This is a genomic window from Granulicella sp. L60, assembly GCF_009765825.1.
Classification (GTDB): domain Bacteria; phylum Acidobacteriota; class Terriglobia; order Terriglobales; family Acidobacteriaceae; genus Edaphobacter.
The window spans coordinates 1-15,894 of the sequence record NZ_LMUR01000004.1 but is presented as its reverse complement, the minus strand read 5'-3'; the positions used below and the strand labels follow the sequence as shown (position 1 = coordinate 15,894).

The following is a 15,894-nucleotide window of genomic DNA, read 5'->3' as shown; positions in this document are numbered from 1 at the left end:
ACCCAAGGTTTATGAAGGCAAGTAAAGATAATTCGCGAACTGCCTCTATTGTTGTATTTGGTCCGTTCTGTCTCCTCGTTAGCGAACGGCTTCTTAAAAAAGAAGGCGTGCCAGTACGAGTAGGGAGTCGCGCTCTTGATATTCTATTGGCATTAGTTGAGCAGGCAGGCACGATTGTTAGCCACCAGGATTTGATCGAGGCGGTATGGCCCGGCGTTACGGTCGATGAGAGCGCGCTTCGCGTGCATGTATCCAATCTTCGAAAAACGCTGGGCGACGGAAAGGCCGGGGCCAGATATATAACAAACGTGCTGGGGCGCGGTTACTGCTTTGTCGCGCCGATTGCAGATAGGTCAGTTGAAACACAGATCCCGTCTGTTTCGTCAAAATCAGGATTGAGCTTCGCATCGAATTTGCCTCCTCAGCTTCAACGGATGATTGGACGCGATGAATCTGTTCAGACAATTTGTTCTCAACTGCTGAGCAGTCGCTTCGTTAGCATCGTGGCATCTGGCGGAATGGGTAAGACGACCGTCGCTATATCGGTTGCATACTCTCTGTTGTCAGGGTTTGACGGCGCGGTCGTGTTCGTCGATCTGGGATCGATTGCAGATTCTTCTCTAGTGGCCAACACTGTGGCATCGACGTTAAATATTCATGTCCAAGGAAATGACCCTGCGTCTTCCCTCATAGCTGGTCTGGTTAATCGAAAACTTCTTCTTATTCTTGATAGCTGTGAACATCTTGTCGAAGTAATTGCACCTCTTTCTGAGGAAATATTCAATGGTGCTTTGGGGGTTTGCATTCTCGTGACAAGCAGAGAGGCAATCCGTGCAGAAGGAGAACACGTCTACCGACTTCCATCACTGGAAAGTCCGGTAGAAAGCCAAGCCATGACCGCGGCTTACGCTTTGACTTTCCCGGCAGTACAACTCTTCCTGGAGCGCACAGGTGCAAGTGGAACACAAATTGAACTGAATAATGCTGATGCGGCAGTTGTTGCTCACATCTGTCGCAGTCTCGATGGGCTACCTCTTGCAATCGAGTTGGTGGCTGGCCGCATCAACGCGCATGGGCTTCGAGGTGTCGCTCAACTGTTAAGCGATAGGTTGAGATTGCAATGGCAGGGCCGACGGGCTGCATTGCCTCGACACAAAACTCTAAATGCCATGCTTGATTGGAGCTACGACTTGCTCTCTGATGTTGAGCAGCTAGTTCTGCTGAGATTGTCTATCTTCGTAGGCACATTCAATTTAAACGCGGCGGAAGATGTTGTTGATGGAGAGAATTGCGAAATAGAAGTCGCAGAAGTTTTGGGTAGCCTCGTCGAGAAGTCTTTGGTCGCAACAACCGCTAGCGGGCGAGTAATGATCTATCGTTTGCTTGAGACGACACGTGCCTATGCATTCGAAAAACTGCGCCAAGCCGGTGAATTGAATTTGGTAGCAAAGCGGCACGCCTGTCATTTCGTTCAAGTTCTTAAACTGGTCGATATCCGCAATCCGACGTTTTGGGATCGTGAAAGCTCTTTCAAGATCTCGGCTTACCTCGGCAATGTACGAGCGGCACTGGAATGGTGTTTTTCTGATCATGGTGACACTTCGATTGCTGTAGATCTTTCTGCCTCGGCAGCACCGCTCTTTATTGAGGCTTCTTTATTGAGTGAAGGCCTCAGATGGAGTCGAGAGGCAGTATCGAAGCTAGCAAATACTTACCTTGGAACATCCGTCGAAATGAAGCTCCAGGAGGCGCTGGCGACATCGTTGATGTTTACCAGAGGGAATAGTGATGATGTTAGGATCGCAATCACTCGAGGATTGGAACTCACGGAGATGCTTGGAGACCAGCCATATCGACTCCGGTTTCTTGCGGGTCTCATGATCCTTTCCACCCGCATCGGCGATTATCGCGCGGCGTTAAGCCTCTCGCAAGAAAGCAAGCTCTTGGCGTTGAGCCTGGAAGACCCAGCCGGTATTATTATGTCGGACTGGATGCTCGGCTTTGCTCAACATCTCTCTGGAGATCAAGAGAATTCTAAAGTGAACTGCGAGGCGGGACTCGCGCTGGCTGCCGCATTTCCGAGTCTCAAACTATCGCTCTTTGGCTATGACAATCGCATTCTTGTAGTTGGAGCTCTGGCTCAGGGACTTTGGCTTCGCGGTTTTCCCGAACAAGCTCTTCAGGCGGCGTCACGAGTTTTAGATGAAGGAGATCTCGAAGAGCGTCCTGTCACTAAGTGCATGTCTATGGTGTATACAGCCTCTGTCTTTCTCTGGTGCGGTGATCTGGCAAAGGCTAAAGAGATTATAGAGACTCTGATTGGGCATGCCGAACGCTATTCTCTGAGGCCTTATCGGGCAGTCGGCCTTGGCCTCAAGGGAGAACTCCTCGTGAAAGGAGGCCACGCTGCGGCAGGAGTACAACTGTTGTACGACGCCTTGAAAGTCTTGAATGAAGAGCAGCACAATATTCAGGTAACCGCGCTCAGAACTGCGCTCGCCGAAGGGCTCGCGTTTCTCGGACAATTCAATGCGGCTTTGATAGCCATCGATAAAGCTATTGACCAGGCGGAATTTAGCGGGAGTTCATTCGACATGCCCGAGATATTACGAAAAAAAGGCGACCTCTTGGGCGCAAGGCAGGAGCCGGATACTCAAGGAGCGGAAGTTTTCCTAAGGCATTCGCTCGAGCGTGCGAAGAATCAGGGCAACCTGAGTTGGGAACTGCGGACTGCAAGGAGCCTTGCGAAGCTCATGGTTCGGCAAGACCGATTCGATTCTGCTTTGAACTTGCTCAGCAATGTATATGCTCGTTTTACTGAGGGTTTTGATACATTTGATCTTCAAGAAGCGAAAAAAGACCTGGAATACATGAAATCATTGTGCAACTAATCGCGCAGAAGATTTGATCGCGCATAGTGTCAAGCGTGTTCGTCGCGGTGTGATAAGTACCCCAATGTCCCAACGAGAGTGGAAGGTGAAGCTTGTTACATAAACAGGCTTCACCCGCACACTTCAGGCAAAGTGTCTTCTCCTTATGTTGCAGGGTTCAGTTCGGGTCGATTCACCTCCCTATCGTTTTCAGTTATGTATTCATAGTGAGGACGACGCGGAATAGAGCCTTACCGGACATCATGCGCGCGTATGCCTCAGGGGCGCGCTCGAGAGGCATTGTCTCGATCATTGCAGCTACACCTGCAAGTGAGCTGAATTTGAGTGTGGTATCTGCCGTAGCGGGATCGCCGGTTAGCCCACCCTCAACGGATCGGGTGCCGAAGATCAGGTCGGAGGATGACAGCGCAATTGGATCGGGGGTTGCCCCTAGCACAAGAATGCGACCTCGGGGGCGAAGTCCCTTCACGACGTCTGCGGTTGCTTTGCCACCGGATGCTGTGGCCAATATCAATGATGCACCACCAAGCGCTTGCAAGGCCTTGGCGACGTCCGCAGTAGAACTGTCAATATAGTGATGTGCTCCGAGCTGCTTTGCCAATTCCGCTTTGTCGGAGCCACGCCCAATGGCTGCAACTTCAAATCCCATCTTCCGGGCATATTGGACACCTAGGTGTCCTAAGCCTCCGATTCCTAACACCGCGACCAAGTCACCGGCCTTTGTTGGTGCATCACGTAGCGCACTGAAGGTAGTGAGCCCGGCACAAAGCAGGGGAGCTGCGTCGATGGAAGAGAGGTCATCCGGAATAGAGATGAGACCACTTGCCTTAGCGATCATGACTTCGGCGTAGCCGCCGTCATGCTGAATTCCGGTAAATTCCTGATTTTTACAATTGACCAGATCTCCCCCACGACAAAATGTGCAATGTCCACAGCTTCCACCGAGAAACCCAACGCCAACGCGCTGACCGACAGTCCAGTCTTCGACACCTTCACCTTTGGCCTCGATGAGGCCTACGACCTCATGGCCTGGGACACGCGGCCATTCAATAGGAAAGACTCCCTCCACTGTTCCTGCGTCAGAGTGGCAGACGCCGCATGCTTCAACCCGGATACGCACATACCCGGGCATTGGATCGACAACCGGCTTCATAGCCAGCTCTAACTTTCCGGGACTGACAGCCTGGAAAGCACGGTACATGAATTTAGTCTGTGACATATAGTTCTCTACTCCTCTATCTGGTCTGAAAGCGAACTCACACACCGAGCTCAACTTCAGGTCTGATCTCAGTTGTCTTGATTGGGCTTCTCTTGGCGAAGGACAGTGGAAAGCCTGCAGAACTTTTATAGTTTATGAAAACTTCACATTGCTAATGTCGATCGAAACCATTACCGGCTCGAGATTAGGCCGACTATCCGAATTTCGAGTATAGGCGCGTCTCTTGCTTGGTAGTCGAATACCATCCACCTCGATATAGTCGTATACAAGTTGTGCCGCCTCGAAGCCACCTGCGACATCGACGTTGTAATCATGGCGCCGAAGTTGATACTCACTATCAAAGAAAAAGTCCTGAACAGGGCTGTGTGTGGCGATCTCCTTAGGAAATATCGCACGTAGTACCCGCCAGGTTTCACCAGTCTCGATCCAGGGACTAATCTCAGAAACGTTGACACCATTCATTGCAAGCAGGAATGGCGTTGTGAGATATGTCCACAGAGCATAACCGTTGAAATACGCTCGGTGCAGGGGATCCCACGGCGTTAGCATTTCATGCCCTACGAAAGACTCCCGAGGATTGTCTCGTTGAGAGACGATGGAGCCATCTCCTTTGAGGATTGCGATATGTTCTGGAACGAATGAGGTGTGCCAGTCAGGATCTCCGAAGGGTTTAACCGAAGAGCGTTCTTCGTGAAGTGAAACCGTCATTCGACGGGGAGTTGGATCTTGTACCAGATTCTTCATAGCCCAAAAAGCGCCGCCTGTAACGATGGTTGCTTCTAAACGGCTAAATTTTTTCCAACGATGCAATCCCCCGTGTTGCTTTGACAATCTTGGTAACTAATTCGTGCATCCCAAATCCTCCTATGGTAAATCGGTCTCAAATTGTTTGTTCCTAAAACAGTGAGGAGACCGATGTAGTGAAGCAGATCAACAGAACTGTGCCCCTCAACAGAAAGAGGGTCCGGATGGCTGCATGAACCTGGTCAATCCAAGGTAGTGGTGTCCAGGCGCAACGGAGATTGCCTCCATCGTTCCAGCATTAGACTGATTTCGCACTCACGAGGATCTCTCGGATATGATCATCCGCAAATAGAAATAGTGTAGGAGAACGACGAGAAAGAGTCTTTCGCAATTTAACTCAGCTTTACCAAAATGCACGGCCGCGGACGACGTCGTATTGAAAGTCTTTTCAAATCTGGCAATGTTCTGGCATGTGACGAAGTGGGACTTCCTACGGCTACATTGCTCTCGTGCGCAAGATGGAGCCGCTTAGCTGTTCGATGAGACCTCGCAGGTTTGCTAATCCTCGCGGAAACAGAAGTGTCATGGTTCGAAAACCAGAGAGACGTTTTTTGAAGCCGATCCTTCATATGCTGAAGGAATGTGCCTAGCGCCATTTCTCATAATCGAGTCATTTCAACCATGTGCTTTCACGCAGTCTGCGGTAGCTCGCGAAGTACAACATGAGTGCGACTGTTCCTATCAACACCGATATTGGGTACCTGTAATTCGGAGCTTTCATGACGAACGGTAGTATCCCCACTGCCAGCGCCGGGGGCATATGCACTTTAAATATCTTCAGGATTGCAATCGAACAGAACATAGCCACGATCACACCCACAAAACCGGCATCGAAGACGTGACAGAACACAAGCCCGACAGAGGCAGTAAGAAAGCTAATCACTGGAAATAGTATGGGGCGTTCCATCCAGCCTGGAATCTCCGGGTGCCCGAGAATTTCGTAGGCCACAACAATTAGGGGAGGGAATATCAAGAAGAAAAGTCCCGTGACTTGTGCGAGCGTTCCCAAAACCAGTACAAATGCAACAAGGGCGACGCTCCAAAAACGATCGTGAGGTGGTGTCTCGAGATCGTCAATCACCTTTGAATCGATCTCTTCTTCATGTGACAGGCTGGGTGCTTTAGGGGCACATCTCTTCCAGATGAGTAGAACTAAAACGAGTACGCTTAGTCCCACAAAAATACCAACAGGATAGATCCAACTTCGCTCGGATAGTACCATTGGCAGCACGCCCGCTGAGATTGCAGGGGCGATCGTCGATTTTAGAAGTTTGATTACAATGAGGCTGACTGAAACAATCAAGGTAATAGCTATGGCATTGAAGTTCGTGTGACGCACGACAAATAAACCAAAGAGCGCGGCGATTGTCGGGGTTATAACGAGCTGCCATGGTTGGCCTGCCCATTTCCCTTGAGGTCGAGTAAAAACATCATGCGACAATGCTGCGAGTTCGGGGAATAGGAGCAAAGAAAAGCCAGTCTTTTGAGCCGAGAAGGCAATGATACCCATGTAAATCAGGGCCAAGGCCTCTCCACTTAAAGATGTTCTGTGTTTATTGTCGACGGCGTGCATACAGCTCCATGACGTGCGATTCGTTAGGCGGGCGAGATGCTCGCTACTGAGAAATTAGATGATGACAATCGACATATAGCATCTCTCATTTCTCTTCACAAAGGATTGACATGACAAAGCATCCCTTGTTGGTATGTAGTGCTGCCATAACCCTGATGTGGTGGCGTTAGGATAAGCATCTCAGCCGGTGTTGTATCTCTCCGTCAAACAGGTCACCCGTGTCAGAGCAAGCTCTCAAGACATCGTCTTGCAGGAAATGATTTCAGAATGGCCGAACTGCTGTGCTTTTGAAGCGGTTTGTGTACTCGCCCGCCGTGATTCCAAGAACACGCAGAAAGACCCGACGCATTGAATCCGCTGTACCGAAGCCGCATTGATCAGCGATTTCTTTCAATCCCATTGTGGAGCTGTCGATTAATTGCTGAGCGGCTTCGACCCGCATCCTGTCGACAAACTGGCCTGGATTCATCCTGGTCTCTTTTAGGCAGACCCTAGTGAAGTGTCTCGCGCTCATGCCGATCCTGTCCGCCAGACTCTCAACTGAAAGGTCTGCTTTCAGATTCTCGAGCATCCATACTTGTAATTCTCGGAGTGGTTGAAAAGTCACGGCCTGTCGAGAAAGCATATGACTAAACTGTGCCTGTCCTCCTGGGCGTACCAGGAACATCACCAAAAACCGCGCAACATCGAGTGCTGCCCGATGTCCGTGATCTTCCTCCACGAGAGCCAGTGACAGATCGATGCCGGCAGTAATACCAGCAGAGGTGTATACGGATCCGTCACGTAAGAAGATCGGTTCAGGGCGCACTTTGACCTTCGGAAACTCCTTGGCCAACTGATCGCAGAAACGCCAATGTGTTACAGCTTCTTTGCCATCCAGGAGACCGGCTGCGGCAAGGAGAAAAGCTCCGGTACAAATGGAAGCTACTCGCCTGGATCGCGCGCCTGCTTCTGCGATCCACGAAACAAATCCTTCATCATAGACTCCTGTCTCTGCTCCCGCTCCACCCACGATTACCAACGTATCGATGGGACCTGTGATCTCTCTGACTGGGACAGCCCCTGTAAGTGAATGACCTCGGCTGGTCTGCAGACACTCTTCTACGCCTGGATTTCCGATTTGCACATCGTAGTAGGGTGCGTTAGAGAAGACTTCCAATGGCCCGGCTACATCAAGAACCTGAACCGGAGGAGGGCCGACGATGACGACTTTTCGCATTTCTGGATTCTACTTGATGATAAATTCTGACTGGCATCCCTCACAGATAATCATGCAATCCTGCTACCGGGCCTTGTCTTGTAATTCATAGTGAGTTGAAAGATGTCCGAAAGTGTCGTATCTAGGTCGTTGCTGCATGCGGGGTCGAACTCTAAGCTGTTTTACAGCACTCAACGCTCGGGAGAAGGACGATGTTCACATTTAGTTTTTCAGAGAGTTGTTTCGCTCAAAGAAGTCACCTTTCCTTGCAAGCAAACCCACCGTGCGATTCAGAAAGATTAGTTCAATAGTGGAAGACGTTCACTCTGTTTCTTTATAGAGTCAGAATGCTTGGATCACAACCATTCCCGCTGACGCGCTGGCCAACCCAGAGTTTATATACAAGGAGATTCATTATGTCACTCACACGTCGACTTTTCATCAAGAGTGCCCCTCTCGCATCCGTTGCCGGTCTCACCGATGCAGGTCTTGCGCAGGGCGGCTCCCAAACGCCTTCAACCTTTCGCAGTCCAAAGGTCGTGATTCCGGTACCGACTCCGGCATCGCAACATCAGAAAGTTCAGACTGGGGTTCCTGACAGTAAGCTGACACGAGAGGCAACCGGCCTTCTCCGTGAGTTTAGTACTCCACTTCTCTTCAATCACTCCCATCGTGTCTTTTTCTGGGCACAAGAAATGGGACATCGGGCAGGCCAGAACTTCGACGCGGAATTGCTTTTTATTTGCGCTGCATTCCACGATCTTGGACTTCTGAAGAAGTTCAGCAGCAAAACTGATCGTTTTGAGGTTGACAGTGCAAACGCAGTACGTCAATTCCTCGAACATCACCAAGTGCCGAACGCGAGGATTCAAACGGCTTGGGACGCAATCGCCCTGCATACAACTCCAGGAATTGCGGCCTATAAACCTATTGAGGTTGAATTGCTCTACAACGGCGTTGGGCTCGATGTTTTGGGCATTGGGTATGAAGAATTCCCCGAAGATATTCGGCAGAAAGTTGTGGCTGATTATCCGCGCGTCGATTTTAAGCAGAGCATTGCTAAAGCGTTTCTGGGTGGTTTCGAGCACAAGACCCAGACCACGGAAGCGACCTGCAACGAGGATATCTGCTCACACTTCATTCGCAACTATAAGCGCAGCAATTTCTACGACCAGATCCAGAATTCTCCCTTTCAAAACTCCTGAGAGCATCGATCTGCTGTCTGAGATAAGGCAAAGTGTCCAAGAACATTTGAGAAGACCAGTCTGGGTTGCGAAGTGGCATCTTCGGAATGCGACTTTGCAACTAAGACCTGTTTCATTTCTATCTATCGACGTCGAAAGAGATCATACGCGATGGTGCAGATGATTAAGCTGAAATCGAAGGCACTTCAATTTAGCGAATGGAGGAAACAAATGGCTATTCGAGGTGGTTCCAGTACTCTGATGATGATTCCTCTGCCATTGGACGGTGACGTAGGCAAATTAGATGGTGTCGTGTCTTCTCAAAGAACGGCCTCCATGGTTGCGGAAACGTCTGGCCCATTCGATGAGGCAGCCGGACGCGCAGCTTCACCGCGTGATCAAGACTTGGTGTTTGCTGCGCGAACTGGGTGTCGGGCGGCATTCAATGAGCTATGGACACTCTATTCGCGGCGAGTCTACGGAACTATCTTCAATATCGTCAAGAATCCGCAAGATACTGAAGACGCATTACAGGACGCCTTCTTGCGTGCATTTCTGGCATTGGAGACGTTCGAAGGTCGAGCAAGCTTCTACACGTGGCTCACTCGCATTGCAATCAATTCTGCGTTGGGCATTCTACGCAAGCGTCGATGCCGTCCCGAAAGCTCGCTCGACTCGATCTCTCGACAGGACGCTGAATGGACCCCTGAGGATTTCAAAGATTCGGCTCCGGATCCAGAATGCACGTTCGATCAACAACAGAGGCGAGAAAAGCTTCAGCAAGCGATAAACAAACTCCCTACGAACCTCCGGGAAGCCGTCGAAGAGCTCATAGCTGAAGATTCCTCGGTGAAGGAAATTGCCTATCGATTAAATATCTCTCAATCTGCAGTCAAGTCGAGACTCTATAGGGCACGCACTCGACTAACTCGGCTGACTGCTCACCACGGATCGAAAACGCGGACCACGGTCTCCCACCGCTCTGAAGCATCTACAGGACATCTCAAGGGCATGTAGAGCGTCCTGATTTTAACCAAGTGACATGCATCAGTATCGAGAGGAAAATACATTGAATAAGTTAGCTGAGTTGGCGATAAGTGCGCACGGGGGCATGAAAAGATGGCGCGAGTATAACCGAATGAGCGCACATCAGATGGTTGGTGGTGTGCTCTGGTCTATGAAAGGTCAAGATGCCATCATTAATGACTCGCGCGTAACCGTAGAGCTTAATCGCGAATGGGCATCGCACAACCCCTTTGGAGGTGCCGACCGCCGTTCCGTGCTCGAAGCTGGTCGTGTTGCCATTGAATCGTTGTCGGGAGAGGTTCTGAATGAGCGACTCTCTCCACGTAATTCGTTCAGCGGACACACTCTACAAACGCCATGGGACGAGCTCCAGCTGGCGTATTTTGCTGGATATGCCATGTGGACGTATCTGACCACACCATTTCTGTTCGCGCTTCCCGGGGTGGAGTCAGAAGAGATCGAATCATGGGCAGAAAATGGAAAGACCTGGCGTCGTCTACAGGTGAAGTTTCCGGATACGATCGCGACGCATAGTGAGCAGCAAACTTTTTACTTCGATGAGTCTGGCCTCGTACAACGCCACGATTACGATGTAGACATAGCTGGAGGCAGCCCCGCGGCACACTATACATACGAACATCAAGTTGTTGAAGGAATCGTCGTTCCTCTGAAACATCGGGTTCTCATTCGTCAACCCGATAACAATGCCCTTGCTGAACCGCTTGTCGTATCTGTCGATTTGGACGAGATTAGATTCAGCTAGGTTTATTGTCTCTTAGCTCCATAGACCTGCATGGCCCTTACCGCTCGCCTCTGGAGAGCGGTAAGGGCCTTATAAATTGGCTATGATAAGTAAGGTCGACTAGGCATCCAGGACTCGGGCGCATCCCTGTATTTAGCCATACATGTGGGAAGTACGATTGAGCTCTATTTCTATTTTAGGCCAATGCCTTCTGCCGATGCGGTTTAGATGTATTTCTTCGAGCCATTATAAAAACGCAATGTAGAAGTCCAACAGTTGTATGTTAAATGTGTTCGGATGACTCTGGTCACAACGAAATCGTCGAAAGGATGCATATGTCTTTAAAAGAGCTTCAGACGGCTTATCTTGAACTTCAAGAGAGGCGTCTCGCACTGGACTTAACACGAGGCAAGCCATCTCCAGAGCAACTTGATCTTAGTGCGGAGCTTTTGAGCCTGCCGGGCATAAGTAATTCCATCGCCGAAGGTTCAATCGACATTCGCAATTACGGAGTGTTACAAGGCCTGCGCGAGGCGCGTCAGCTGTTTTCCAGCTTGCTGGAAGCGCCTCCCGAGCAGATCGTCTTGGCAAACAACTCCAGCCTCTCCTTAATGCATGATGTACTGGTTTTCGCTTTGCTCAAAGGAACGTGTGATAGCTCTAAGCCATGGTCGAAACAGAACGATATAGCGTTCATCTGTCCTGTGCCTGGATATGATCGACACTTCAAAATATGCGAAGACTATGACATTCGCATGCTCCCTGTGCAAATGCATGAGTCTGGACCTGACATGTGCGAGGTGGAGAAGCTGGTCATGGCGGATCCCGCTATTAAGGGGATGTGGTGCGTCCCAAAGTACAGTAATCCCACCGGCGTAATCTATTCTGAAGCTACCGTGGAGCGGCTTGCGGCAATGGAGACTGCTGCACCGGATTTCCGCATTTTTTGGGACAATGCCTATGCGGTCCATGATCTAACAGATGATGAGAGTCCTCTCGCTAATCTCTTGGAGCGTACTGCAGCTTGTGGACATCCTAACCGGGCGTTTGTGTTCGCTTCTACGTCAAAGGTCACCTTCGCCGGTGCCGGCATCTGTGGTGTAGCCGCATCGCTTGAGAACGTGCGATGGCTGCTCGCCCGTATGGCGCCAAGGACGATTGGGCCAGACAAGATCAATCAGCTACGCCATGTCAAATTTCTAAAGGATAAGGAAGGCATCACTGCCCTTATGAGCAGGCATCGGCAATTGCTTGCCCCAAAATTCGAAGCTGTCCTGAAAATATTTGAAGCGCAGTTATCGGATCTTCCCAATGTAGCGTGGACCAAACCCAAAGGAGGCTATTTTATAACCCTTGAGGTTCCCCCAGGACGCGCAAAGCGTGTGGTCAGCTTAGCTCGCGAAGTCGGCGTCGTGCTAACACCAGCGGGAGCGACACATCCCTACGGGATGGATCCTGAAGATCGCGCAATTCGTATCGCACCATCATTTCCCAATCTGGCCGAAGTGCAACAGGCCGCTAAAGTTGTGGCCCTTTGCGTCAAACTCGCAGTCGTCGAACAGATCTGACAGACTCTAACACTTGAACTGCGGTCACAGTCAACGTACTGTTATCTCGAAAATACATTTCTTCAACCCACTATGAAACAGGCGAGACCCAGATCGTCACCCGCGAAGGGGATCGAAGGTCATTTCTGTCGAGATGAGTCCGAGTTTCTGGCTAATCGTGCCGGTAGAAAGAGATAGTCGTGGAGTTCCAAGATGTCGAACCGCAATATTGGACTTGGCGATGATACAGTGCGTGAAGGTAACTCTGTTCTCAAGCAGTTCATAAGCGAGGCAAGAATGGCACAAACAAGAGTGGAATAAGCAAAATAAAATCAGCTGCTGCGCGCAATGTTGTTGGGAAAAAAGCGCGCCTAATAGCATGCAGTTGGAGCAATAGCACAGCGCAAGCTGCCGGGATCATCCAATGAGCTTGGTGGCATAAGAGGGGGAGCACAACGCCTCCCAGGATTACACAGCCTACGATCTGGACAAGGTGACGCTGAGCGAAATATGTAGCGGCGTGACCCTGCCTATGAAATAAGCCGCTTGCTGTTCGTGCTCCCGTCGATATATGAAGAGACAGTTGAGACAGCAAAGAGTTGCGAAAAGCAGTGCCGATGGAACCAGAGTGATCTGCAGATCCGGCCGATGTGCCACGGTGGGAATGAAAACCGCGGCAGCGAAAAAAGGACCGGAGAGTAACTCTTTTGGTAAGCGGTGCGCACAGGTGACAGTGTGAATGAAGTCGAAGTAACCAGCCAGCAGTCCACCTAAAATGAGGTAAAGACGGAGAGCGTAGACTGGGATGTGTGAAAGAAGCATTCCGAGCGGAATGATCGTGAATGTGATTCCAGCAATGAAAGCGGAACGATGGCGATGATGGAAATGATGACGCTCCTCAAGACTATCTGCACCGAAATGTTGAAGGTGCGATTGACGGCCATCCATAAGTCGATCGCCAACATATAAGATCCACACCATAAGGAACATCGCAAACGGAATAAATTTCGGTATTCACTCTAAGCGTTGCGGCGATGAACCAAGTCCAAAGGCCAGCAACACTCGGAGCATCCAGAGACAGCAGGTGACAAAGATGGAGGATTCGGACGAAGCTCAGACTTCCGCCATGCTTGTCGCGATCACACACATGTTTCAGGTGTCGCTCATTTGATGTCGAGAGCCACATTCATCAGCTAGTCTTTCTCGTCCACCCCCTCGCGGTCACGATGCCAGAGGGCGAGTCTTTATAACGCCATGACGCGAAACTGAAATTTGGAATATAAACTCAATCCCCCGTCAGGAAACAATCGCGTCAGAATCTAAGTTTCGGCAGTGGAACTACCTCGGCTATTAGCCAAGCGGTGCGATTTCGAGCCTCTCCAAGCATTGCATTTTGCCAGTAGGTCCAATGGATGAATAGGCTTATGCACTAAATCGAAATCATATCCATCATTTCTGGCGTGCTTCAGAAGATCTGTCGTCTCTGCTTGGCCCGAAAATAATAAAATGCGGCACTGAGACTGAGCTTGTCTAAAATGGACGGCGAGTTCAATCCCCGTCATTTCTGGCATCGAGACATCGCTGATGAGAAGGTCGGGTTCTATCAGTTGTGATGCGGCAATGGCTTGCTTGGGATGCGTGAATGAGAAGGCTTTGAACCCGGCTCGCCTGAGAATAATGGAAAGAGTCGTCGAGATCACGATTTCATCATCCACTACAAACACTACATATTCTGCTGCGGCGGACGCTTTTTCATTCGGACTGGGCAATATCTTGTCCGAATCTAAAGTCAAACGATTGGCCATAGTCTCTTTCGATAGGAAATAATCGTCTCGCGCCACGATCTTTCAGATAGCTATCAGGCAGTTCCGGCAGGACACCTATTCTTGTCATATTTGAGGAGCTTCAGGAGACACAGTCGATTTGCTGATCGAAGTCCTTCCGAATACGTCATCGAACACCGCCCCGCTGAAGTCGCAATCCTTTACCCAGTCTAAGAAATATCGCAATCGATGTCTTTCCGAATCGCACATAGCTTTGTGAAAAGGCACGGGATCACTAGCGTCTCGAGGATCCGTCACATGGGGATTGATGAATTCTATCTCTATTTAAATCACCATTTCTGAAACCGCAGTCAGTCTAGGGTTCGGATGTCTTTTTTTGCTGCATCCATGTCGTAGAAGTGTTTCGCGCAGGCAATTAGGCTGAAAGATGTTGGAGAGAGTATGCCGAATTCGTCCACTAGAAGGCCGGACGAAGGAGAGGCAGAAAGCCTGTCGCAGGAGTGGTTACGATTTGTCCCAGAGAGAGATCACCAGCCTGCTGCCAAACCCAAAGACTTTACGTATCGCGTGTACAGTTGATGTTTAGCCCGGAAATAAATCGTGATTGCAGGTACAGGGAGTTTTCAATGTCGAACAATGTCATCAACAATAGCGAAGCTAAAGCTCAAATGAAATTGAGGGCTGCTGAACATGTAATTGAACTTGTAGAGTCTGGCATGACTGTAGGCCTTGGATCTGGTTCCACAGCAGCAATGTGGGTGCATTTGCTTGGTGAACGCGTTCGAGACAAAGGATTACGAATTAAGGCGGTGGCGAGCTCAGTGGCTAGTGAACGAATAGGTCAGAGCTACGGTATCCCATTCATAGAACTCCGTAAATGCGATCAAATTGATTTGACGATCGACGGGGCCAACGAAATTGCTCCCGGATTGGCATTGATAAAAGGAGGCGGTGGCGAATTATTGAGAGAGAAAATTGTCGCCAGTGCATCAAAGCGTTATGTTGTTGTCGCCGATTCATTCAAGGTCGTACCTAAACTTGGAGCTTTCCCTCTACCTGTAGAAGTCTTTCCTATGGCGGCATCTATAGTGAGCTGCGCTCTCAAGGAGTTAGGATTTATCCCAGAACTAAGGCTGAATGCCGACGGCAGCACCTACGTCACGATACATGCAAATTATCTTTTTGATTGCAGAGGTCTAACAATCGAAGACCCATATCAAATGAAGGCTGAACTTGATTCGATCGTAGGTTTAGTCGAGCACGGAATTTTCCTGGACATGGTCAACTATGCGGTCATCGGCGGTGAAACAGGTGCCATAGAGAGACGAGTGTAGCGATCCCTGACTCATAAACTTCGTCACGCCCCGTATATTGCATTTGGCGACTAACACTCAATAAATAGAAATGGAAGGTCAAAGATGTCTACCCAACTAAGAACCAACGACTCAGCGGTCTCCACTACGAAGAGTATGTATGCTAAGGCGGCGACTTTAGATCGATTCGGAATGTCACTCCTACGCTTCGGTCTCGTCGTCGTTTTGCTATGGATAGGAGCATTGAAATTTGTTCCCTACGAAGCCGATAGCATCGTGCCATTGGTGGCAAACTCTCCAATGATGAGCTTTTTCTACCATCGTCCTGCGCCGGAATATAAACAGTACATGAACAAAGAAGGAGAGATGAATGCTGCGCACCGCGCATGGCATGAGTCTAATGGGACCTACCCGTTTTCTCATGGGTTGGGGGTTCTAATCGTTTTAATTGGCTTGCTAATCGCAACACATCCTATTCGGCCTCAAATTGCCGCCGTTGGTAGCGCGCTTTTGATAATTATGGCCTGCACTACTCTATCCTTCCTAGAGCATGTTTCATAAATAGATTCGGCCTCAAGCTGTGGACTTCTGCATGAGGTGGGTGGCTTGTTGA

13 protein-coding genes are annotated in these 15,894 nt (G+C 49.8%); 7 read left to right on the top strand and 6 right to left on the bottom strand.

Going from position 1 to position 15,894, the window contains the following annotated elements:
• The first annotated feature begins 11 nt into the window (after nucleotides 1-11).
• Nucleotides 12-2,891: a winged helix-turn-helix domain-containing protein gene (locus GSQ82_RS02445; RefSeq protein WP_158790448.1), complete on the top strand. Its 2,880-nt coding sequence runs from the start codon at nucleotides 12-14 to the stop codon at nucleotides 2,889-2,891.
• Nucleotides 2,892-3,084: 193 nt separating this feature from the next.
• Here GSQ82_RS02445 and GSQ82_RS02440 read toward each other — a convergent pair whose 3' ends face one another.
• The 4 genes from GSQ82_RS02440 to GSQ82_RS02425 all read right to left on the bottom strand — a co-directional run bounded on the left by GSQ82_RS02440 (nucleotide 3,085) and on the right by GSQ82_RS02425 (nucleotide 7,706).
• Complete coding sequence (locus GSQ82_RS02440) at nucleotides 3,085-4,110, bottom strand: alcohol dehydrogenase catalytic domain-containing protein (RefSeq protein ID WP_254061372.1); 1,026 nt, start codon at nucleotides 4,108-4,110, stop codon at nucleotides 3,085-3,087.
• Nucleotides 4,111-4,242: 132 nt separating this feature from the next.
• Nucleotides 4,243-4,920 carry a hypothetical protein gene (locus tag GSQ82_RS02435; RefSeq protein ID WP_216846994.1) on the bottom strand — a complete coding sequence of 226 codons (678 nt, stop codon included), beginning with the start codon at nucleotides 4,918-4,920 and terminating at the stop codon, nucleotides 4,243-4,245.
• A gap of 604 nt (nucleotides 4,921-5,524) precedes the next feature.
• Complete coding sequence (locus tag GSQ82_RS02430) at nucleotides 5,525-6,487, bottom strand: HPP family protein (RefSeq protein ID WP_158790446.1); 963 nt, start codon at nucleotides 6,485-6,487, stop codon at nucleotides 5,525-5,527.
• 262 nt (nucleotides 6,488-6,749) lie between these two features.
• The gene (locus GSQ82_RS02425) at nucleotides 6,750-7,706 is read right to left on the bottom strand and encodes a GlxA family transcriptional regulator (protein WP_158790445.1); all 957 of its coding nucleotides are present in this window, start codon (nucleotides 7,704-7,706) and stop codon (nucleotides 6,750-6,752) included.
• A gap of 395 nt (nucleotides 7,707-8,101) precedes the next feature.
• On the opposite strand from GSQ82_RS02425, the gene GSQ82_RS02420 reads away from it, so the two are divergent.
• The 4 genes from GSQ82_RS02420 (at nucleotide 8,102) to GSQ82_RS02405 (ending at nucleotide 12,205) form a co-directional block, all read left to right on the top strand.
• On the top strand, nucleotides 8,102-8,890 hold the full coding sequence (locus tag GSQ82_RS02420) for an HD domain-containing protein (RefSeq protein WP_158790444.1): 789 nt from the start codon (nucleotides 8,102-8,104) through the stop codon (nucleotides 8,888-8,890).
• 150 nt (nucleotides 8,891-9,040) lie between these two features.
• Entirely contained in the window at nucleotides 9,041-9,886 is an 846-nt protein-coding gene (locus GSQ82_RS02415; RefSeq protein ID WP_158790443.1) for an RNA polymerase sigma factor, read from the top strand.
• A 121-nt stretch (nucleotides 9,887-10,007) separates the two neighbouring features.
• Nucleotides 10,008-10,658, top strand: coding sequence for a hypothetical protein (locus GSQ82_RS02410; RefSeq protein WP_216846993.1), 651 nt, complete (start codon nucleotides 10,008-10,010; stop codon nucleotides 10,656-10,658).
• A gap of 314 nt (nucleotides 10,659-10,972) precedes the next feature.
• Nucleotides 10,973-12,205 carry an aminotransferase class I/II-fold pyridoxal phosphate-dependent enzyme gene (locus GSQ82_RS02405; RefSeq protein WP_216846992.1) on the top strand — a complete coding sequence of 411 codons (1,233 nt, stop codon included), beginning with the start codon at nucleotides 10,973-10,975 and terminating at the stop codon, nucleotides 12,203-12,205.
• Between the two features lie 456 nt (nucleotides 12,206-12,661).
• Here GSQ82_RS02405 and GSQ82_RS02400 read toward each other — a convergent pair whose 3' ends face one another.
• Together GSQ82_RS02400 and GSQ82_RS02395 are read right to left on the bottom strand one after the other, a co-directional pair.
• Entirely contained in the window at nucleotides 12,662-13,132 is a 471-nt protein-coding gene (locus GSQ82_RS02400) for a hypothetical protein (RefSeq protein ID WP_158790441.1), read from the bottom strand.
• Nucleotides 13,133-13,503: 371 nt separating this feature from the next.
• On the bottom strand, nucleotides 13,504-13,989 hold the full coding sequence (locus tag GSQ82_RS02395) for a response regulator (protein WP_158790440.1): 486 nt from the start codon (nucleotides 13,987-13,989) through the stop codon (nucleotides 13,504-13,506).
• A gap of 605 nt (nucleotides 13,990-14,594) precedes the next feature.
• Here GSQ82_RS02395 and rpiA point away from each other — a divergent pair.
• Together rpiA and GSQ82_RS02385 are read left to right on the top strand one after the other, a co-directional pair.
• Nucleotides 14,595-15,302, top strand: a complete 708-nt coding sequence (gene rpiA, locus GSQ82_RS02390; protein WP_158790439.1) for a ribose-5-phosphate isomerase RpiA — start codon at nucleotides 14,595-14,597, stop codon at nucleotides 15,300-15,302.
• An 84-nt stretch (nucleotides 15,303-15,386) separates the two neighbouring features.
• Nucleotides 15,387-15,842 carry a DUF417 family protein gene (locus GSQ82_RS02385; RefSeq protein WP_216846991.1) on the top strand — a complete coding sequence of 152 codons (456 nt, stop codon included), beginning with the start codon at nucleotides 15,387-15,389 and terminating at the stop codon, nucleotides 15,840-15,842.
• Nucleotides 15,843-15,894 lie beyond the last annotated feature (52 nt).